Consider the following 22,084-nt stretch of genomic DNA (forward strand, 5'->3'; position numbering starts at 1 on the left):
TTTAGTCCAGGCTGGCTTCAAATTTAGCCAGGAGCCCGACTGTTTTGGCATTCAATTTCTTTTTGAAAAAACCGCTCCATCCGATAAGAAATCCAGAAAAACCCATGGCCTGACGTGCCCATCGGTATAAGGGGAAATGATCGGTATGTTGGATGATTTTGCCGTCCTTCAGGAGGAAACTCGCTTCAATGATGTTGTGAACACGCCTGCCCGTCTGGCTAAAGGTGTAGTGCGCTTCCCAGTGCGCTTTTCCTTTCTCTTCGTCTTCTTCTATTCCCGAAAAAACAACCAAAAAGTCTTTGCCGGTCTGAGTCTTACAAAGCATCCGCCACATGTTGCAGGCATGCTCACCTTTGAGTACTCCAAATGCCGGATCTTCGAAGGTAACATCCGGATGATAGCATTCAGCCATGGCTTCTGCGTCCAGCTTCCTGAAGGCTTCATAAAATTGGAGGATTACATTCATTCTTTTTTGTTTGAAAGTTAATTCTTTAACCGATGAGAATTGCTGGTTAGAAGATTATAAAATTCATGATTAATAGCTTTGGTGAGGTATGTGCAAGTACTATTGATCTTTTGAAAAATTGGTTATTTCGTTAATTTCTTCTTTGATATAGGCGCTTGTTATTCTAATTTGAAGAAGAATTTGCATTTTTTCAGCAAACAATGAAGGCATCCCAACCTGTTTTTTTTGCGCTATTCATGATTATTTCTTCTACCGCTTTCGGTCAATTTTATTGGGTAGGAGATGGTGGGAATTGGAGTGATTATTCCTCTCACTGGGCTACCACTTCGGGAGGCAGCACCTTTCATTCCAACGTGCCTGGTGCTGGTGATGATGTTTTTTTTGATGCGAATTCATTTACCACAGGTGGCCAGGTCGTCACACTGGATCAGATTGGTACGGCTAATAATGTCAGCTTTAGTGGTGTGACCAATTCTCCTACCTTCACGGGTGCCTTTGGTCTAACCATGGCGGGTGATCTTACATTGGATGACGATCTCGCTTTTACGGTTACCGGTGATCTCACTTTTACTTCAAGCGGAAATATCACTGTAGAGCTGGGGAGCATCGCCAGGTCACTTCCAGATTTTTATTTCCCTAATAGTTCAGGTACCATTCAAATCAATACGGGCAGTGCTGCGAACACCGTTGATCGGGTGGTATTTGGCAATATCACAGTCTCTACGGCGGGTGTTACTTTGAGGGTGGAAGGCAATAATCTCAATAGCAATGCCAAAACCTTTGGAGTGATTTCCCTTCCTGCCAATTGTTCCTACAGTATTAGGGGCCCCAATGGTAGTGGTTTCGGAGTTGGTGATAGCAATATATTTTCAGGTGACTTCATCGTGGGAGATGGCGGAGATGGAGACTTTAGGGGTGATTATACAATCTTTCAGGGAAATGTTGACTTGGGTGCCGATGGTGAGGTTCGATGGCGTGATCAGGTGGAATTTGAGGCTGATTTGACCATTGATGGATCCACTGGCAGTGACATTATATTTAGTCAGAATATGGAGCTCGATGGAGATTTTAATCTCACAGGAAGCACAATTGTCGTTTTCGACAGGTCAGCCACCATTGGCGGTGATATTGTGGTTGCGGCGAGTACAGTATCATCCATCAGGATTGATAGAGCCACTACGGTGGCTGGAAATCTCACGGTGGGCACCGCCGCCGCTCTTTCGTTTACCAATACCAATGACAACAGCCCATCTTTAGATGTGTCAGGAAACGTTAACCTTAGTGATAATGTGACCCTGACGTTAGGGGATGGGGTGGATGCGCCTTATACACTGGGGAACATTACCTGCGGTGCGTCTGTTGATATCACTTTTGATAATGGAGCAGAGAGTGTGTCGCTGGCGAGTCTTACGATGGGAGACTTTAACATCGTGAGATTTAACAGTGCCAGTAGTGGTACTTCGTTTTCAGGAAACCTGGTTTCCAATGGAGATTGTGCCAGTTGGCGAACGATCCGGTCAAATGTAGAAGGCGTACAGGCAGACTTATCCTTTGGTGCGGCTCAGAGTGTGGATGCAAATGTTATTCAGGACATTGCTGTGTCAGGAGCCTCCTTCACCAATAACTCTGGAATTGACCATGGGAATAATACCGGAATTACATTTAGCGGCAGCCATTCACCTGTTAATCTTTATTGGATTGGTGGAAACTCGGGGAACTGGTCTGATGAAAGCAATTGGTCAACTACGAGCGGAGGTGCAGCAGGAGTATGCGTACCATCCAGTGCTGATAATGCATATTTTGATGCTAACTCCTTTTCAGGGATTGATCCTGCTGTAACATTGGATATAGTAGGAGCAGAAGTTCAGGATATGGATTGGTCGGGAGTGAATACCGCTGTGAGATGGGAGGGGGTGGTCACCAATACACTTTACGTCTTTGGCGACCTGGTTCTGGATGCAGATGTGACAGTCAACTATTTGGGAAACATCATTTTTACCATGGCTTCTGCCACCACCAATAGCATCACCACCAATGGAGTCTCACTGATGGGGACTGTGGAGTTTGATTTCACTGGAGGCACCTGGACGCTTTCAGATGATTTGGATATCAATGGTGATGATGCCGACCTGGTTATTACCAATGGTACATTAAGTGCAGGGAGCCATACCATCGCATTGGAGAACAACTGGATAGTATCAGCAGGGGGATCTTTTACTGCGGGTACTGGTACGGTATTATTAGACGGTCAAAATTCAAGTGGAGATCAGGAGGTGGATGCCGGGGGGAGTCCTTTTTATAACCTAACCATAGACAGACAGAGCAGTGGGGGTAGTTCTACTGTCGCGTTGCTTTCGGATGTGACGATCAATAACGATTTAACCATACAACGGGGACGGCTGGAGGACGGTGGGTTTCAGATTACAGGGAATGCCGGAGGTACTCTGACGGTTCAAAACGGTGAATGGTTGAGGTTGGGATCTAACACCGTGGCCACATCGTTTCCTATTGGATTTGGGAGTGTAAGTTTGGGCAACCTGAGTATCGTGGAGTATAGGAGTCGGGAGGATCAGGATGTGGAAGGGGGAATCACCTATGGCAGACTCTTTCTGGCCGGAGGAGGGAATGCTTCCAGGTCGAAAGTACTGCAGGGAGCGATCACGGTAAATGGTGAACTAAGGATTGATGATTATAACGATTTCTTTGATAACGGGTACCAAATCACCGGAGCTTCAGGTCAGACTTTCAGAATGGATGCCAATAGCTCATTCACTATAGGTACAAGCACTACAACCACTCAATTCCCTACAGGTCATGATGCTTTTAATATTGATGCCAGCACAGAGATCATTTATGCTTCCGGGCAGGATGATGGTCAGGTGATCAAGGCCCTGAATGGAGGAGGTAATAGTAGTTATGGGAGCCTTACCCTGATCAACGTTGCGGGGGTTCAGCGAATCAAAATGCTGGAGGGGGATATAGATATTCGTGGTGATTTGAATATCGGAGATGCCAATACCATGGATTTGACTGCTAGTAATTACACTTTTGACCTGGAAGGTGACCTTAATATTACTGGTTCCGGAATGATTGATTTTCGCAATGGGTCTCTTACTCTCGATGGATCGGCAGAGCAGGTTTTGGATTTTGGAGGAAGCACTCCCCTCATCCATGACTTGATTGTAAATAATGCAAGCGGAGTGATTTTAGCGGATGATTTAACCATAGGAAATTCACTGGATTTACAAAATGGAATCGTAACACCACAAGCGGCTGAAGTGATTACGATGAATGCAGGATCATTTATTGTTTCTGTTTCTGAGGCTAGCTTTATCGATGGAGAGATCCAGAAAATTGGAGGAACAGCATTTACTTTTCCTGTGGGGGATGGAGGGTCTTACCGGCCCATCAGCATTTCAGCTTCCGGTACATCTACAGATGCATTTCAGGCGCGATATTTTGCTTCCAGTCCACACTCTTCGTATCCCATCAACTCCCGGGAGCCCGGTTTGGAAAGGGTGAGTGCCTTGGAGTACTGGACTCTGAGTGTGACCAATGGTAGCCCCACGGTGGATGTTATCTTGAGTTGGGACGCACTGAGTGAAGTTGAAAATTTGGATGACCTGCGGGTTGCTCATTGGAATGGCTCGAGTTGGGACAATTACGGAAACAGTGGTACCAGTGGAAATGTGACAGGGGGCACCATTACGGCATCAGGGGTGAGTTCGTTTAGTCCCATCACGCTGGGGTCTTCGTCATTAGATAATCCATTGCCTGTCACATGGTTGTATTTCACGGCAGAGAGGAACACCTCAGAGGTGGAGCTTAAATGGGGAACCGCTTCGGAAGTAAACAACAGTCACTTCGCCATTCAGAGATCTCAAAATGGTGAAATTTGGAGGGAATTGGGCAACGTAATTGGCCATGGGAACAGCAAGGAGAAAGTTCATTATACATTTGTAGATAAGTACTCCCATTCAGAAAGTGCTTTTTATCGCATTAAGCAGGTAGATTTTGATGAGAAATATGAGTATTCAGAAATAAAAATGGTTGATGCTTTGACCATTGGAAGTCGGCTGAGTCTCTACCCAAGCCCTGCGCAAAATGTATTAAAAGTGCGGTCTGAAGATTATGTGGTTAAACTTGAGGTGTTCGACCTGTCCGGGGTATCTGTAATGCCGCGACTCGGGGGTTTTTTCGATCAGGAGATTGATGTTTCACATCTGAAGAATGGTTTGTACATTGTGCATATCCAATACCATGAAGGTTCGGCCACTCACAAACTGGTCATTGGCAAATGATCTGTTTAGTGCTTCATATTACTGGCTGATTTTCTCCGATTATAACTACCTACAGCCATCAGTCAAAAGCTACATCTTTCTTTTAGATGAGCTGCGTTTATTTGGAGACTTAAATGACTCCAGGGATGAGAAAAATTATAATACTTTGTGGCGCACTGGCCGTCAGCACACTTGCGATGGCTCAGGATTTACCGGAGATGTCGTATGAAATAGACATTACTCAAAATCTGGACACTTTTTTTGTGACCTTATCGCCGGCTACTACTTTGGATAAATCGGCACGCATTTATCAGTTTGCAGCTACTGCCCCTGGCACCTATCAGACCATGAATTTGGGGCGGTTTGTGAGTTTATTTCGGGCCTTCGACAAAAAGGGTAGGGAGCTCCTGGTGACTCGGAAATCGGTAAACCAGTTTGAAATCAGCAAACCCCACAAGATTGCCAAAATCACTTATCAGATGGCAGAGACATTTGATACTCCGGTAGAGGACTTTCCTGTTTACCTGATGTGTGGCTCCTCCATTGAGGAGGATCATGCATTGATCAATACTCATACGATCATGGGTTATTTTGAAGGTTATCAGAAGAGCCCGATCAGTATTAGTGTTACTGGTAAGGATGACTGGAAAATAGGAACAGCGCTTCCTATGGAAGGTAATCGCTTCCTGGCCTCCAGCTTCGACCATGCCGTGGATTCTCCAATTCTGATGGGTGAGCTTTCTTTTGCTGATACCACCATCGCCGATACTCAGGTGGAAATTTACACCTACTCACAGCAAGGAAAATTTGACTCTAAAAGCCTCCTGGCGGGTATGTCGGACATGCTGGATGCCACACTTCAGTTTTTGGTAGAGCTTCCTGTTGATCGTTATACATTCCTGTATTTTTTTGAGCCCGGCCTCACGGGTGCCACAGGAGCCTGGGAGCACTCCTATAGTTCGGAGTATGTACTAGAGGAGAAGGATCCTACCGCCGAGTACATGCAAAGTGTGACGGATATTGCTTCGCATGAGTTTTTTCACATTGTCACACCGCTCAATATCCACAGTGAGATTGTAGAATCCTTCAATTTTGTGAGCCCGACACCCTCCGTACACCTCTGGATGTATGAAGGAGTGACAGAATGGGCATCCAATATGCTACTTTACCGAGGAGGAGTGGTCGAGGAGGAGGATTACCTGCAAAACGCTATTGCTACTAAGATTTTGGTGGATGAGAAGTATTTTGATCCAACCTGGAGTTTGAAAAAACTTTCGGATGAGTCTTTCAATGGGGGTGCGGCCTCAAAACAATATGCTAATATTTATTTCCGTGGTTCATTGGTTGCTGGCCTGCTGGACATCAGACTTTTGGAGCTTTCCGGAGGGCAAGCAGGTCTGCGTGAACTGATGCTGAAATTGATTGATCAATACGGTAAGGGAAAGCCGGTTTCGGAAAAGACTTTTTTCGATGACCTCACTGCCATGACTTACCCTGAAATCAGAGATTTTTTTGATCAATACATTTTGGCAGCCAATCCTCTGCCACATGAGGAGTATCTGGCTAAGATAGGTTTGGAACTCACGAGAGGAGAGTCAGGAATCAGCGTTACCAAAATGAAGGAGATGAGTGAAGATCAAAGAAAGCTGTTTGAAGCCTGGAGTAAGAACCTGTAAGGGATAACCCCTCGTTTGGGAAAAAGAATGAGGCGGTACTTGCTGGCAAAAAAAGGAAAAAGGTTGCCTCAATGAAGCAACCTTTTGATCGATTAGTATATGAGATTGATTTACTCTTTGAGCAGTCGCAGCGTTTTGGGTTGCGACGAAATGATCCTCAGCAGATAGGTACCCGAAGCCAGATGTTTCAAGTCCAATTGCTGGCGCCCGTCGGTGGTATTGATGAGCCACTTTTGACAAACTCTACCACTTACATCTACCAGTTCCAGTTCACCTGTTTCCGAAAGCCCGGAGATCATCACCATGTCATTGACCGGATTGGGATAAATCATCACATCAGAGATGGCCTGCGATGCGGTGCTTTCCGGCGCCCATCGGGCTCCTGAGCTGCAATTGCCAACTACAAAGTTATGTCTGGTGGTAGAGGTGTTGTTTTCTCCTCCCTGAGGCAAACTGTAAGTGTAATAGAAGTAGATCGTCTGCCCGGCAGCTGCGTTGATCTGGTATGGAGTATTTGGGCTGACCATATACCCGGGGTAGTTGCCTGTTGGGGAGGTGCTATAGTAAAGTATGGTGACATTGTTCCCCACACCACTCACTGAAGGGACAAAGGTAATGGTCGGATTGGAGGCATCAGATGACACTTCCGCTGTATAATCGCCAGTGGACGCCACAAATGTGCATCCTCCACCACTTGAAGCATTCACGGTGACGGTAGCATTGCCAGACACACCTTGTGAAGAAGCTGTGACTGTAAATGACCCGGCCGAATTGGCGGTATACAGCCCGGATCCATTAATGCTTCCTCCAGTTGCAGACCAGGTGGGAGACATGCTCATTGGGTTTCCGTTTTGGTCAAAACCCTGCGCAGAAAACTGCTGAGTATCATTCAGCTCCAGGGTAACAGAAGCTGGAGACACCGTGATGGTGGTCAGTACAGGGGTGGGTGTGCCACCTCCGCCACAGTTCCCTACTTCAAATGAGTGCCTGCTTGCTGAGGTATTGTTTTCTCCACCTTGTGGCAAGCTGTAGGTATAATAGAAGTAGATCGTTTGCCCGGCTGCTGCATTGATCTGGTAGGGAGCGTTTGGCGAAACGATGTACCCCGGATACCCACCAGTGGGTGAAGTACCGTAGTAAAGAATGGTCACATTATCACCCACACCACTTACCGACGGTATGAAAGTAATTGTAGGATTGGGGGAGTCGGAAGAAACCTCGGCCGTATAGTCACCAGTAGATGCCTGAAATGAACAGCTCGTTCCGCCACCGCCAGTCACGGTAATGGATGCTGTTCCGGAAACGCCCTGAGCGGAAGCTGTCACTGTAAAGCTGCCCACAGAACTACCTGTGTAAAGTCCCGATCCATTGATGGAGCCACCATTGGCAGTCCAGGTTGGGGAGACACTCATGGTATTGCCATTTTGGTCAAAGCCCTGCGCGGTAAACTGCTGGGTAGTGTTTTGACCGATAGAAGCACTCGACGGGCTCACGATAATAGAAGTGAGCACCGGAGCTTGATTGCTGACAGACACACTTGTACTTCCTGAAACACCGCTGGCAGAAGCAGTAACCGTAAAATTACCCACTGCTGATCCGGTGTAGAGGCCTGATCCATTGATGCTTCCGCCATTAGTACTCCAGACAGGTGTCATCGCTATGGGATCGCCATTTTGATCATAACCTTGTGCGGTGAACTGCTGGGTGTCATTTTGCGCAATAGATGCGTTAGCAGGGCTCACCACGATGGTCGTGAGAACAGGTGTAGGGGTGCCGTCATATTCAAACGTCATTCTTCCCAGGTTGAAACCACCATTTCCTGCCCGTACCCTGATCACCTGAGTACCTGCTCCCAGCGCCACACCGGTGATGTCCTTATTGGTATATGTGGTCCAGCTCGCATCATTCATAGCTACAGTGATGTCTTCGCTGATTTTGGTGCCGTCTTCGCGCTCAAACCAGAAAGGGCCACCTCCTGATGCACTACCGGAAGTATAACGGATCTGGACGTTGTAATTTCCTGCCTGAGCCACGTTCACCGTGTATTCCAGCCATTCACCAGCATCAATCCAACCCACAGTAAATCCTTCACTGGCTGTACTGCCTGCATCTACAGCTTCACTTTGTCGGAAATCTCCTTCATTCCATGGGGTAGCATCAGAATAAGCAATGCCTTGTCCGCTTCCACCTTCGAAACTGTCGTAGTAGCCGGCCTCCACTGTGCCGGGGATGGCAGCCGGGGTTCCGGTATAAGGCAGCTGAGAACCAACCTGCACCCGTACGATGTTGGACACATTCAGGCTGGTGCCTACATAAACCCTGGCGTAATAGTTGACAAGACTGGCTGGTACATTATTGTCCGTGGCAGAGTATGGGGCGGAGGTATCAGTGCCAATCAACAGGTTTCCACGGTAAAATTCTACTTTGGTAATGCCGCTGCCTGAGGTGGAGGCATTCAGGGTTACAGAGCCATTGGCCGGAATCTCACTGGCACTGGCGGAGATAGTGGCTGTTGGTGTGATGTCTCTGTTGGTGACCATGGTACCACCAGGCACGTTGAGGCTGAATCCATCAGAAAAATGAACGGTGATGGAGCTGGAGCCATAGTTGTGCGCTACGTATGTTTTCACTCCATTTTTATTGAATACCGCTGAAATGGGATAATCGGCAGTCACTTCTTCCATGACCTGTCCCATAGCATTCATCGTATGCAGCCAGTGGTACGTTTGGGCATCGGATATGCCAAACTTAATGTTTCGGTCGGGGTAGGCATCATACAGGCTGATGGCCAGCGCCGGATCTGAAAAGGAAAGGAAACTCCAGTACGTGTCGTACCACAGGTTGTCATTCGATACATTATTGAGTACATCCGTTTTGGAGGTCATCCCGTTCCAGACTTCCTGTACATAGGCCGTATTGTGGCCCATATAGAGTGCTCCACCATGGATGGGGTAAAGCTGTATGCCGTAGGAAGCTGCAATGTCCTGCGTCCACCAGGTGCCATTGTCATACCCACCACCCCAGATTCGGGCTACCATCTCATGCTGATATTCAGGTTGAAATGTGCGGTCATTCTGATCAAACCAGTACTCTTCTATGGCTGACTGCTCAGTGGTGTAGAGGTAAATCCCCAGGTCTCTGATGGCGTCATTACCAGTGACCGACCCCCAGTGGATCAGCGAGGAGTTGAATTGCATGGATTCTGAAGTGGATTCCTGGTCGTTGCCAAAAGGCTCAGTGGCAAATCCATTGGCCCAGCAATGCCCTGCAAAAGGGCTGAAATTTCTCATAAATGGGAACATCGCATCCGTTCGGGATGGGTTGGATGCATCACGGATCAGTAGATCTACCATACCGCCCCATTGAGCCGCCCAGCCAGGCTGGTACTGCTCTATGGCCGCTGCCGCATGTATGAAGTAACCCCAGTGAAAATGATGATCGTTCAGGTTTTCATCCTGGCGGTGTCCGGCGGGGTACCCGATCATGGTCTTCCAGGTATCGTTGTAGTAGAAGAGAAAGGCCACTTCGCCACCTTCCGCTTTGAACCAGTCTTCCAGTCTGTTTTTTACTGTATTGACCAACTGATCACGAGCTTCGGTGTGTCCGATCTGGTCTGCCAGGTGAGCCACCTGAATCAGGCGGTTCATGGCCTGTCCTTCATTGTAGGAGTCGGTCCATTCAGCCAGTCCGTCATTTTTGATGGCCTCTATTTTCTGGTAGAGTGCTCCTGGATCAAACCCACTACTGTATTTTCCCAAGTCGGGCAGGGTAGGCAGGATGCCTGCAAACTTATTGGCCACAGAGAAAGTATTGCCATGAAGAAGTTTCAATTCGCCTCGCACGGTTGGGTAGCTCATGCCAGTGGGCTGTGCCGATCCGGAGGCCAGTCGAGACCATTGATGGGGAAGGAGGCCTTGTACGAAGGTGTTATTGCCACCTTCTTTCACATCGGGAGTGATGGTGAATGTGGTGGTCACAGTGCCAGTGGCCTCATTATAGTTGTAGTCAGAAAGGGTATTGCCAGGAAAAACAAAGGCATGTGGCTCCAAAGCTGCAATGGCCGAATTCACATCGGCGCCAGGTGGGAGCATGGCCATAGACCAGTAGTTTTTGCCGTTGAGGCTTGAGGTATATTGTCCTCCACTTTCTGACCATACTGTGCCGGCGGGCCCGAAAATCACGAAGTTAGCGCCGTTGTAGTTGTTGGTGATGATGATTTTGTTGCCGCTTACCGTGGCTCCTGCAGGATTGTGATTAACCGCTACTTTGGCCACATCACTGGTGCCTTTGGTGAAATAGGTGAAGGGCATGCCAATGCCCATCGTGGCATTGAAGGTTTTGCCGGAACCTGCCCAGGTCATGGTGACTGCCCAGTCGGAGTGGTCAGAGGCAGTGGACTGACTGGCACTGAGGCCATCCACGCCCATGACTATGCCATTGACATCACCCATCGGCTGACGATACTCTGTAGGGCCAGCCGCGGGAGGTACCGTGTAGTTGATGACCAAGCCGCTGGTGAGTGACTTATAGGATAAGGGATAGTTAAAGGCTTGTCCGCCATGATCCACTTTGATCATATTGGAGTACCAATCGTTAGTAGGTACAGGCTTGGTGCCAGCGGCTCCAGAGAGCTGCGGAGAGCCACTGGGAAAGGTATTGCGTCCGGCTGCATCGGTGCCGGGAAATACCGTGGTGTAGCTACCACTGCCTACCGGGATGGTTTGTGCTAAAGGGTTAAAGAAAAAGGTGAAGATAAAGATCAGCGTTAGCCAGATCGATTTCCATGGTGTTGTTGGATTGTTCATAACATAGGTTTAGATAAGTGATGGTTGAGATTGGGATTTTTACTGGTTTTCGTGTTCTGTTTTATTTTAAATTTTGCAAAATGAAGCCAGAATAAATCCATGTTTTTATGGTTTTTATTTTTTATTGATTCATTTTTTAAAATTACTCCAATATATCCTGGAGCCCGGGGGAACACAACACATCAATACCACAGCACCGGTTACATCAATACTACAACACCCATTACATCAACACTACATCAGCGGGTGTGAGGTAATTCTTGGAAGCTATTTTTATAAAAATGTAAAGTTTACTTAACTTTTTGTCTGATGAGTTTGATATCTAACTTAATTGGCCTTTATTTGTGTCAAATAAACTTGACTAAAATTAAAACTAACTTGACTTATGAGTAAGCAATCAGAAAGTTGGAAACAGGTGAATAAGCGTAACACAGCAAATTTGGCTGTATGGACCCTGGCCTGGACCCTCACCATGGCAGTGGTTTCCTTAGGACCAAAATACATCTGGGAAAATGATGCTTCTATTTCGCTAATAGCAATCCTGATCAATACCGCGATCGGTGTGGGGATGATCCTGGCGAATAAGAGACATTTGAATGGGTTGGATGAGTTACACAGAAAAGTGCAGTTGGAATCACTGGCCCTGGCATTGGGTGTTGCGGTAGTAGGAGGGCTTAGCTACTCAATGCTGGATGTTGTCAATGTGATCAGCTATGATGCGGAGATTTCGCACCTTGTGATATTGATCGGGCTCACCTATTTGGTGGCTACTGTGGTAGGTTTAACGCGCTACAAATGAAGAATCGCATCAAAGTACTGCGTGCCGAACGGGATATCACCCAGGCACAACTCGCCGATGAACTGGGGGTGTCCCGACAGACCATCAACGCCATAGAAAAGGGGAAGTTTGATCCCAGTTTGCCACTGGCTTTCAAATTGGCCGGCTTGTTTAGGCTCACTATTGAGGAGGTATTTCAATATGAGGATTAAAATCTCCGGGTGGGCCAGGGCCCACCCGGTTCATTGAAGGTCATAAGATCTGGTGCAGTCTGAGGTGTTGGAGAAGCATAATGGTTTTTCCGTCTTTGATTTCACCTGAGCTGATCATATTCAGGGCCGCTTCAAAGGGGATTTCCATGACTTCAATATTTTCCTCTTCGTGTTCCACTCCGCCTCCTTCACTGACTTTCATCTCTTTGGCATACTCAGCAGTAAAGAAGTGTAATATTTCCGTGACCGAGCCGGGTGACATATAGGCTTCGAATATTTTGTGAACAGAGGATACTTGATAGCCCGTTTCTTCTTCTGTTTCTCGTTTGATGCAGTCTTCAGGATTGTCTTTATCCAGCAGGCCGGCACAGGCTTCTATCAGCATGCCACTGTCATTCCCATTGATGAAGGTGGGCAATCGAAACTGCCGCGTGAGGATGACGGTTTTCTGAGCTTTGTTGTAGAGGAGGATGGTGGCGCCATTGCCCCGGTCGTAGGCTTCCCGGGTCTGTGTTTGAAGAGAGCCATCTTTTTTGAGGTATTCGTAGGTGATTTTTTGGAGTGTGTACCAGTTGTCAGAGAGGATCTCCGTGTTGAGTATTTTTACGTTTTCGATCATACATATTAAGTATTGACTACTTAACGGATGGGAGGGAGATTGGGTGTGTAAAAGGGATTTGCTCAAGGGTAACGATCAAAAAATCCTTTTCCTTCCAGAATCTGCGGAATACATTTTTCAATCCTTGATATTCTCGTTTTGGCCTGTTTGGGCGCCGAGAAGTGCAGGATATAGCCCCTTTGCTTCCCGGGTGTCAGTGCTTCAAAAGCTGCCTTCAAGTCAGGATTTTCCTGCAGCTTCAACTGTAACTCTTCAGGTATGGGTTCGGGGTTTTCTTTGAAAGTCACCTCTAAACCAGCTTTTTCTACTTCTATGGCCTCATAAATGTAGGCTTTGAGTGTGGCCTCCTGATCCAAGACCTCTTTTAGGTGGGTGAATTTAATGAGACGTGCTCCTTGTGTGTTCTCCCCGGGCTTTTCCAGTAGACCATGAGTGTCCTGCAATAAGGATCCTTTGAAAAAACTAAGGGCACAGTATTCCTTGAAAGCACTGACAATTACAATGTTTTTACCCTGATGGGTATAGCAGGGTACACCCCATTTTGATTCTTCGTTGAGCCCGGAATCGAGAGCAATTCTTCTGAGTTGTTCGAGCTCTTTCGGCCAATTTCTCACTTTACACTGCGGGGTAGCATAAAACGAGCACCGTCCGCACCCATCTGAGAAATACGTATTCACATCTTTGTTCATCCTCTATATATGATTACAGATCATTTAATCCCTTTCCTTCCAGAATCTGAGGAATGCATTTCTCGATTCTGGATTCACGGGTTTTGGATTGCTTGGGCTGAGAGAAATGCAAGAGGTACCCTCTTTGTCTGCCAGGTGTCAGTGCTTCAAAAGCCGTTTTCAACTCAACATATTCATCTAATACCTGTCTGAATTCATCTGGCGTATTGAATTCAGACGTCTTTTTGAGTTCCACTTTCAGGCCGGCACGCTCCACTTCAATGGCTTCATAAATATAGGACTTCAGGCTCGATTCCAGATCCTTTATTTGCTGGAGGCTGGTGAAACGGATCTGCCGGGCTGCCTGCACATTTTCAGTTTGCTGGATGAGGAGGGCATCGGTGTCTTTCAGTAGCGCTCCTTTGTGAAACAGGAGGGCACAGTATTCCTTAAATCCATGGATCAATACCACATTGGTTTTTTGAAAGGTATAGCACGGACACCCCCATTTCAATTCTTCTGTGAGCTCCGTTTGCAGAATGATTTTCCTTAAAAGGGCGTATTCTTGCTGCCACTTGCTGGTTTTGTTAAAAAAGAAGTCAACCTTGGGATTCATGAGTTGGTGGAATGATTCAAGCTATTTTTCTGTCAGCTGGTCTAAAGTACCATGATACGACCGTTAATACAATCAAAAGAGTAGGCCCGAAGAGCTCGATCGGATCACTTCCCCCTGCCAAATGTGAAAATATGGCGCCCGACATGTTAAAGAAAAACCCCGCGTAAGCCCATTCTTTGAGCAGCGGAAACCTGGGGATAAGTACAGCCACCACGCCCAGTAGCTTCCAGGTACCGAGTATTGTCAATATGTAGCTTGGGTAGCCCAATTCCGTCATTTTGGCTACCGCCTCGTCCATTTGGAGGAGATGCACGATTCCCGTGGAGGTCATTCCTAAGGCCAGCCAAAGGGTAGCGATCCAGTAGATGATTTTATTTCTCTTGGTCATTGGATTATTTTAATTGAGTTAAGATTTTTTCAAGTCGATTGTGCGCCATATTGATACCCTGAGCGAAAGGTAGTTGGAGAATTTGATCCCTGATGGCCACCGAGCGATATACCACATGCATGGTGAGTTGGCTGGTTTTGTCTGTGAGGGTTTCAAATTCCAGAAACTCCAGCTGCACACCAAAACCGGCATTGTCCATTTCGAAGGTTCTGGTGATTTTCTCGTTCTGGATAAACTCATGAATGGTGCCGTTAAAGCCATGTTTGTTTCCCTTGGGGTCGGTGGTTTCAAACTGCCAGCTGCCATGCCTTTTGTTTTCCAACTTCAACACTTTGGTGCCCATCCACTGTTCTATCAGGTGGGGTTCTGAATAGGCCTTGAAGAGTAGCTCCAGGGGGATGTCAAATGCTCTTGTGATTTGCAATTCCTGCTTACCATCTTCGGCGTGGATCTTGGTTTTGGGTTCCATAGACATTTATTGATCGGATTGATAGTTTTTCATCACGGCCTCCAGCTTGTTGAACCGGTCATCCCATAGCTGCCTGAATGGCTCTATAAAGTCTGCGATTTCTTTGAATTTTTGAGGATTCAGGTGATAGTGGATGGTGCGTCCATTTTGCTCCTGCTCCAGTATCTCACAGGCGGTCAGTATCTGTATGTGCTTGGAAATGGTCTGTCTGGAGGACTTAAAATTTTCGGCAATGGCACTGGGAGTCATAGCTTGCATGGCCACCAAAGCGATGATGGCCCGGCGGGTGGGGTCGGCTATGGCCTGAAAGACATCTCTTCTTAGTTCCATTTATGCAGTCACTTGACTGCAAATATATGTGCAGTTAAGTAACTGCGCAAATTTCAGTGCATTATTTGGGCTGTCTGTATCAAAATCTGATATTGTTGTAACCGAAACACGGTTTTATGGTTTGTTATTGATCTGTTTTCATTGGACTAAGGTTTCTAACCTTTCATCAATGACCAGAAACGTACCTTCTGATAATCCAGCGAGAGCAGTATCAAAATGTTGGTTATTCAGAATGATGTTTGTGGGGTACCCCTCGATATAGGAAAAATTACTTTTGAGCGACTTATTTAAAATCACCACAGGCCACTGGAGATTCTTCCTTCTCAAGTGCTCCCGTGTTTTGCGTTCGTTGCTGTTGGAGAGTGATATGAATTGAATATTAGGGTTTTCCTTATATTTTTCATAGAGCTGATTCAATTTGGTTCTTTCTAACTCACAGGGCTGGCAACCTACAAACCAGAAGTTGAAATACACCGTCTTGTTCTTAAATTGCTCTGTGGTGTAGTGGTTTCCGTTCAGGTCAACCATTTCAAGATCAGGGAATTTCTGCCCGATCAGACTGTGAATGCTAGCCCTGTCCAGAACGATTCTTTTTCGCATCATTTTTTCATCATTACTGGCCTTTTTGAACTTCCAGCTTATGGTGTGGGCAGCGCTATCTATTTCTATATACTCAGAATAATTACCATCCAGCTTCATGATTCGGTAGGTCAAAGGAGCGGATGACGTGGTTAGTTTGTACCCCAGGGTGTCATAAAGGTATTGGTCACATGAATCAATAAACTTTTTCTGCTCAGGAGTCAATGCGGAGGGGTTCCAGGTCGTGGTATGTGTTTGAGCAAAGCAGTCAAGGTTAAGCCCGGGACATAGCAAAATAAAGAGGATGAGGAGGATTTTTTTCATAGCGAGGAGGCAATGTTGGGAGTGTGGTTTTCTAGTTTTTGTGATGCTTTGTTCGGAAATTTAGCCACTGATACCCTCCATATTATCCAGTAGCACGCCATAGTCGTATTGCAGGTCTGCTTCAAGGGTGCTTACCTTCTTTCTGATCATGGTCAGTTGGCGATCATACAGGTTTTGCAAAGTGACGTTCCTGCTAATGGACGGGCTCATTTCTTTCAGACTGGAACAAAAGTAGATCAGCAGTTCCACCTCTGTGGTTTTGTGTGGGGAGTACCGGATGTATTTTTTGACTGTGCGCAGGATTTTGCGCACGCTTTTCTTAATGAAGTAGTAGCTCGTGGTATTTATTTCCTCAAACTGGTCGTCCATTTCCGTTTTCACGCTTTGAATATAGCTCTCCTCATCAGCAGCTTCATAGAGCAGATAGGTGAGTAATTCTTTGTTCTCCTTTTTAAACTTGGACAGACGTAGACAAAGCTCAGAAAGCTCCTCTGTGGTTTTGGTTTTTAGCTCCCTCTTGATTTCGCTTACTGTAGCGGCCTTCATGTTTGATGCTCTTTGATAAATTAAACGACCAAGTTAAATGAACCTTTCGTGAGTATTCCTAAGATGGTGTTATCTCAATGGTTTCGGCTTGAGCTTTTGCCCGGCACTTTCCACTGTTTCTTTGATTCTTTGCAGTCTGGTCTCGGGTCGTCTGGCCAGCACCAGCCATGCTAAGATGTTCTTTTTTGCCGATTTACTTAAACTCAGAAAGAAGTCCTTAGAGCCAGGTGTGGTTTTGAATGCCACCTCCAGGTCATCAGGAATGATAAGGGCCTCCACAGTATCCAAAATACTCCACGAACCATTTTGCTTGGCGATTTTGATACTTTCCAGTCCGGCACTGGTCATGCGGCCATCGGCGATCAGCTTTTCCACCTTTTCTTTATTCACTTTTGACCAGGTACTATTGGCTTTTCGCTTGCCAAAGTACTGCATGTACTTTTCTTCGTCTATCGGCCGTCTGGTGCTGTCTATCCATCCAAAACAAAGCGCTTCGTCCACGGCTTCACTCCACGAGACGGAGGGCATGTCGGAGTTTTTCTTGTACTGAATGAGCCATACAGATTGTTTTTTGGTGTGATTTTGCTGGAGCCAATCTCTCCATTCCTGGGTACTCAGCACATGGAGTGACTCACTTTCTTTTTTTGCCATTTCAAATCCAATCAACCAGCCCGGAAATTGCGGGTACTTCTTTTAAGACTTATATTTTATTCTCGTAATCAATGCGATAGGTCATGATCTGCAGACCATTTTCGTAAGGCACAGTGTCCAGGAGAACCAGGCCGTACTTCTGAGTAGACTCACCAAAAATCCTTATGCCCTGTCCCAGAATTAATGGGTTCAACTTCAGTTTGAGGATGTTAATTTTTTGGTGATCTAAAAGCCAACCGGCAAACACTCCACCTCCACATAGATAAATGTCTGTACCAGCCTCTTTCTGTATTTTCTCAATCTCTGCCAGGTCAATGTTCCTCACCTGCACTCGTGGATCTGCACTTTCAAATGTCAGGGTATTTGAAAAAATCAGGTGCTTCATATGGGGATAGGCTGGCTGCCCTGGCTGGAGTCCATACTGATAGCCGAATTCATAGGTGTTTTTGCCCATGATGACCGTATCATAGCTGGCCAGGTCTGCCCGATACTGATCCACCCCGTTTCCACTTTGTACAAAACCCCCAATGTCTTCATTGGGGCCGGATATGAATCCGTCTATGGAGCTGGCCACATAATAAACGATCTGTCTCATGCTACTTTTGTTGATTCCCTCAAGTACTAAAATAGCGGAATCGACCAAGAAGCACAACCAAGGGGCTGAGGTGATTGCTAGCCATCATTTCCTGCGTTGGCGGGAATCGCATTACGAATCCTGTTTTGTAATGAAAAAGCAAGAGTAGTCCACGGAGGATTGCTTCTGACGGGTGTATGCCACAAACAAAGGAGAGGGGAGTTGAATATAGTGATCACTCTGGCAATGGCCAAAGTCATCTATGTAGGCTTAGTGCTGACCTGACCACCCATGAAATAGAATCTGAGCATGCCAGTTTAATAAATGGTACCTTTGGAGTGGAATCTTTTCAATTCTATTTCATCCCTTTCAGGAATCCTTCCGTCTTTTTTACGAAATCTTTCCGGTATTGAATTTTGACGATCCAGTTTTGATGTGTGTGTATCGCCAACACTTCCAAAGAACCAGCATCTCAGTGGATTTACGGTCTGTCACATCTATTGATGGGCCCTTTAAAGCGACAAATTATGAGCATGACAGATATGGGTGTGATTGGCACCTCTAAAAAAGCCGATGAACGCAGGGTACCGATCCACCCGGAACATTTACTACGGTTACCGGAGGAAGTAAGAAAGCACCTCATCTTTGAGAAAGGTTATGGAGAGTCGTTTGGTATAGATGATCAGGAGATGGCGTCTCTTTCCGGAGGGCTCGCTTCCAGAAAGGAGCTACTAGGCGAAATAGGCAATGTGATAATTGCCAAGCCTGTGATCTCCGATTTGCAGGAACTACGTGAAGGAGGCGTGATATGGGGATACCCGCATTGTGCACAGCAAAGCGCCATTACCCAGTGTGCCATCGATCGTAAGTTGACCCTGATTGCTTTCGAGGATATGTTTGTATGGTCGCCGGCAGGCCTGCAGGGGCGGCATACATTTTATAAAAACAATGAAATGGCCGGCTACTGTGCGGTGATCCATGCCTTGCAGCTAAAAGGGATCGACGGACATTACGGGAATCAGCGGAAAGTGATCATTTTTAGCTTTGGGGCAGTAAGCCGTGGAGCCATCTATGCACTGAAGGCGCATGGCTTTAGGGACATCACCATCTGTATTCAGCGGCCTGACCATGAGGTGCGCGAGGAAATTCTGGATGTGAACTACACACGGATCAGGAAGGGGCGTGCAGGTGAGCCGCGCATGTTACTGGTGGAGCACGACGGCTCTGAACGGCCTTTGTCGGAGCTGATCCACGAATCAGATATCATCATCAATGGCACCTATCAGGACACCAATGACCCGATCGATTTTATCATTGAAGAGGAGCAATCGATATTGAAGAAAGGGTGCCTGATCATAGACGTGAGCTGCGACGAGGGGATGGGCTTTTACTTTGCCAAACCTACCACTTTCAAAGAGCCGATGTTTGCAGTGGGTAGTGCGGATTACTATGCTGTAGACCATACTCCCAGCTATTTGTGGGAGAGTGCATCCAGGTCCATCTCTGCTGCGCTCATCGTTCACCTCCCCACGGTGTTGAGCGGACCGGCTGCCTGGAAAGCCAATGAAACCATTCATCAGGCCATTAATATTGATCAGGGGGTGATCCAAAAAGATTCCCTTCTCAGGTTTCAAAACCGGGCGCTTCCATATCCACATTTGATGGGTTGAAAGATGATTCGTGTTTTTTTACGTCAGGCATTATCCGTCGGTGGATCGTAGGAGCGTTTTCGGTTTTTCCTGATGGCAATAGCGAGTCACATGGCTTTGTTTTACCCTTCGACGGAGCTCAGGCTGACAAGCCAAAGCATGCCGACTTCCCGATTGATCATGGGAGCAGGCTTTCGCAAACTACCGAGTTGATTGTCATCCTAGGTAGGTAGTTGCAAACTGCCGTGTCGAAGGATGGTAAGATAGGTACAAACGACATATAGGAGGGCTATCGGAGGATTGCTTCGTCTCCGATTACCATCGGGATACTCGCAATCACGATACTGAGTCATTCCTATCCGGATCGTCATTGCCGGGCAGGTGGGAATCATATTAGGTTGTCACGCTACATTCAAGAGGCAAGTTTCATCTTGTTTGTGGGTGGGAAACACCGGCAGGGACAAAGCTTAGTCTTGATTGTGATGGCTTATCGCTAAGTCGTTATCAATCTTGAGGAGAACTAAAACTAAAATTCTCAGAAGAATAAAGTACTCTTGCTCATGTTCCTGTTCAGAAGAGCCATTGGTTCCATGTAAATATTTATTTCTGAGATCTAAACCATTGGAGAACTGCCTTTTATTGAGGTGAAAATTTAAATATTCTATTTCCTGCTTAGAAAACAGGGTGTCCTCTGAATGAAGCATTTCGGCCTTCAGCATTTCATCTATTTTTTGGCGAACGACCCAAGGAGCATGCCAATAGTTAATAACTCCATTTTCATGTAACTCTTTCATTAAAAGTATGAAGACTTCATCTTTAAATTTCACAAAACCACCACCATTAAAAAACAGATGTCCTTCATCAACCAAATATTTAACAACCTTCCTTGGATAACCTTCAAACATCTCTAAAGTCACATTCTCATTTTTGAGTAGGTCATGCAAATTGTGATATTTATTATTTATGGATTCTATGTAATAGGTGGAACTCTGATCTGAAAAGAAGTGAAAAATCAAGTTCAGGGTGGCGTGATTGTCAGTGTAGATATACTTTTTATGATTTAAGCTTGAAACTTGACTCAACCTGAGTGGTTCAGAACTAATCTTTAGAAGATCAAAATCAATTTCACCTTCGTCAACATAAGCCTGATATTGTTTTATCAAGAACTCAAATTCGGGTGCTAAAACCCTTATTTTCTCCAGAAATGAAGAGTTCATTGAAGGAAAGTTGAATTGTAGAACTTCTAAATTAAATAGCCCGTTTAGCACTTCAGTGATGAATGATTGTATCACTTTTTCTATGGACTTATTCCTCCGGGTTAAGTAATGATGGAACATTTTGATTTGTAGCTGGGATAACTGATCCTTTTGTTCAAAAGCAATTCCTGTGCTGTACTCATTCTTGGACTTGACGAATAGTCTTTCCATGACACTCATTTCAGATGGCTTATTTACCAAAGTGATTAAACCACTAGTGTCTGTAAAATGAAAGAGCATATCAAATACTCTGAAGAGGTCGACATCACTTATAAGGCTGTCTAGGGTTTTTCGACCATATGTAGCATTCAGGGTATTGGCTCTATGGTCATATCTTGCAGGTTCTTCTTGCTCTTCACTTATGACCACTTGTACGCCAAAACTTAAAGGAGACCCTTCTTTCAAAATTTGATCGTTGATTTCCTGAGATCTATTCTTGGCTTTTAGTTTGAGTTTATTCGATAGTTTAAGCTCCTGAGATGTCGATCTCTCTGCAAGTCTTATGAAGTTCAAATTAGCGCTATCCCTTTTGATATATTCTGAAATTATCTCATGCTTGTCTTGAATACTTAAGCTTTTTGGGAAGTAGAGTGTAGGGACATTTGAAGTATTATCTTGTTCATAGTTAGAAAGCAGCAATTCAGCGGATTTTGAAAAGCCTTTTAGGAAAATTGTTATTTCATGTGAAAATTGATTTACAATTTTTTGATAAGCAAGAATGATCCTAATTTGATGAGGGTTCTCCTTTAACACGTCTGAGAAAATCAATTTATGGATATTCTTATATAGACCAAGATTATTGAAAAGCTCCCAAAAAGACTTTTGGTAGATATAATCCAAGGATGAAACCTTTAGTAAAAGGTTTCTATCATTTATCGAGTTGAACTCCCATACAATTTCCTCCCAAGTCTCCTTGATTGTTGCCCGAAAATGACTTCTGGTTTCTTCGTTCCAAGAAGATAGAAACATGTCATTATCGAAGTAAAGTTTTATGTTGTATATCTCTAGGTAGTCATTAATATCTGAGAGTTGGGAAAGCTTTATGTTCTTTAGAACACGTTCAGCATTTCTTAAGTTATATTCAGATGACATGTCTTGTTCAGAGAAGAAGACGATCCGCCGAAATTCTCTTAAATCTTCCATTTTAATATCAAGGACATGCGAATTCGTGAAATAACTCCTCTTACCCGCATTTAGG

Annotated in this window: 18 protein-coding genes; 5 read left to right on the forward strand and 13 right to left on the reverse strand. The window is 45.7% G+C overall.

The genetic code is table 11. The annotated features are described in order from the left end of the window. Position 1 precedes the first annotated feature (1 nt). Positions 2-466, reverse strand: a complete 465-nt coding sequence (locus ACHKAR_RS05280) for a nuclear transport factor 2 family protein (RefSeq protein ID WP_395416471.1) — start codon at positions 464-466, stop codon at positions 2-4. Positions 467-666: 200 nt separating this feature from the next. On the opposite strand from ACHKAR_RS05280, the gene ACHKAR_RS05285 reads away from it, so the two are divergent. After that, positions 667-4,767 carry a T9SS type A sorting domain-containing protein gene (locus ACHKAR_RS05285; RefSeq protein WP_395416472.1) on the forward strand — a complete coding sequence of 1,367 codons (4,101 nt, stop codon included), beginning with the start codon at positions 667-669 and terminating at the stop codon, positions 4,765-4,767. A gap of 125 nt (positions 4,768-4,892) precedes the next feature. After that, the gene (locus ACHKAR_RS05290; RefSeq protein WP_395416473.1) at positions 4,893-6,422 is read left to right on the forward strand and encodes a M61 family metallopeptidase; all 1,530 of its coding nucleotides are present in this window, start codon (positions 4,893-4,895) and stop codon (positions 6,420-6,422) included. A 110-nt stretch (positions 6,423-6,532) separates the two neighbouring features. Here the strand turns inward: ACHKAR_RS05290 and ACHKAR_RS05295 are convergent, their stop codons facing one another. Next, positions 6,533-11,227 (reverse strand): glycosyl hydrolase, encoded by a 4,695-nt coding sequence (locus tag ACHKAR_RS05295; protein WP_395416474.1) that lies wholly within the window; start codon positions 11,225-11,227, stop codon positions 6,533-6,535. Positions 11,228-11,612: 385 nt separating this feature from the next. Between ACHKAR_RS05295 and ACHKAR_RS05300 the strand changes: the two genes are divergently transcribed. Then, the gene (locus ACHKAR_RS05300) at positions 11,613-12,026 is read left to right on the forward strand and encodes a hypothetical protein (RefSeq protein ID WP_395416475.1); all 414 of its coding nucleotides are present in this window, start codon (positions 11,613-11,615) and stop codon (positions 12,024-12,026) included. Then, a complete protein-coding gene (locus ACHKAR_RS05305) occupies positions 12,023-12,217 on the forward strand; it encodes a helix-turn-helix transcriptional regulator (protein ID WP_159580845.1) in 195 nt (64 codons plus the stop codon). Before ACHKAR_RS05300 ends, ACHKAR_RS05305 begins: the two co-directional genes overlap by 4 nt. A gap of 40 nt (positions 12,218-12,257) precedes the next feature. On the opposite strand, the gene nudK is transcribed toward ACHKAR_RS05305, so the two are convergent. From nudK to ACHKAR_RS05355, 10 genes are all read right to left on the reverse strand, one after another. Next, on the reverse strand, positions 12,258-12,836 hold the full coding sequence (nudK, locus tag ACHKAR_RS05310; protein ID WP_395416476.1) for a GDP-mannose pyrophosphatase NudK: 579 nt from the start codon (positions 12,834-12,836) through the stop codon (positions 12,258-12,260). Positions 12,837-12,898: 62 nt separating this feature from the next. Next, positions 12,899-13,450, reverse strand: coding sequence for a YdeI/OmpD-associated family protein (locus ACHKAR_RS05315; RefSeq protein ID WP_395416477.1), 552 nt, complete (start codon positions 13,448-13,450; stop codon positions 12,899-12,901). An 88-nt stretch (positions 13,451-13,538) separates the two neighbouring features. After that, positions 13,539-14,120: a YdeI/OmpD-associated family protein gene (locus ACHKAR_RS05320; protein WP_395416478.1), complete on the reverse strand. Its 582-nt coding sequence runs from the start codon at positions 14,118-14,120 to the stop codon at positions 13,539-13,541. 16 nt (positions 14,121-14,136) lie between these two features. Next, the gene (locus ACHKAR_RS05325) at positions 14,137-14,508 is read right to left on the reverse strand and encodes a DoxX family protein (protein ID WP_395416479.1); all 372 of its coding nucleotides are present in this window, start codon (positions 14,506-14,508) and stop codon (positions 14,137-14,139) included. A 4-nt stretch (positions 14,509-14,512) separates the two neighbouring features. Beyond that, the gene (locus tag ACHKAR_RS05330) at positions 14,513-14,977 is read right to left on the reverse strand and encodes an SRPBCC domain-containing protein (protein WP_395416480.1); all 465 of its coding nucleotides are present in this window, start codon (positions 14,975-14,977) and stop codon (positions 14,513-14,515) included. A gap of 6 nt (positions 14,978-14,983) precedes the next feature. Continuing rightward, positions 14,984-15,307 carry an ArsR/SmtB family transcription factor gene (locus ACHKAR_RS05335; protein ID WP_395416481.1) on the reverse strand — a complete coding sequence of 108 codons (324 nt, stop codon included), beginning with the start codon at positions 15,305-15,307 and terminating at the stop codon, positions 14,984-14,986. Positions 15,308-15,445: 138 nt separating this feature from the next. Further along, entirely contained in the window at positions 15,446-16,210 is a 765-nt protein-coding gene (locus ACHKAR_RS05340; RefSeq protein ID WP_395416482.1) for a TlpA family protein disulfide reductase, read from the reverse strand. A gap of 60 nt (positions 16,211-16,270) precedes the next feature. After that, positions 16,271-16,756 (reverse strand): hypothetical protein, encoded by a 486-nt coding sequence (locus ACHKAR_RS05345; RefSeq protein ID WP_395416483.1) that lies wholly within the window; start codon positions 16,754-16,756, stop codon positions 16,271-16,273. A 69-nt stretch (positions 16,757-16,825) separates the two neighbouring features. Then, a complete protein-coding gene (locus ACHKAR_RS05350) occupies positions 16,826-17,407 on the reverse strand; it encodes a YdeI/OmpD-associated family protein (RefSeq protein WP_395416484.1) in 582 nt (193 codons plus the stop codon). 49 nt (positions 17,408-17,456) lie between these two features. After that, complete coding sequence (locus ACHKAR_RS05355) at positions 17,457-18,002, reverse strand: dihydrofolate reductase family protein (protein WP_395416485.1); 546 nt, start codon at positions 18,000-18,002, stop codon at positions 17,457-17,459. Positions 18,003-18,508: 506 nt separating this feature from the next. Here ACHKAR_RS05355 and ACHKAR_RS05360 point away from each other — a divergent pair. Further along, positions 18,509-19,651, forward strand: a complete 1,143-nt coding sequence (locus ACHKAR_RS05360; RefSeq protein WP_395416486.1) for a N(5)-(carboxyethyl)ornithine synthase — start codon at positions 18,509-18,511, stop codon at positions 19,649-19,651. A 446-nt stretch (positions 19,652-20,097) separates the two neighbouring features. Here the strand turns inward: ACHKAR_RS05360 and ACHKAR_RS05365 are convergent, their stop codons facing one another. Then, on the reverse strand, positions 20,098-22,029 hold the full coding sequence (locus ACHKAR_RS05365) for a hypothetical protein (protein ID WP_395416487.1): 1,932 nt from the start codon (positions 22,027-22,029) through the stop codon (positions 20,098-20,100). Positions 22,030-22,084: the final 55 nt, after the last annotated feature.

The sequence above is a fragment of the Marinoscillum luteum genome (assembly GCF_044005705.1).
Classification (GTDB): Bacteria; Bacteroidota; Bacteroidia; order Cytophagales; family Cyclobacteriaceae; genus Marinoscillum; species Marinoscillum luteum.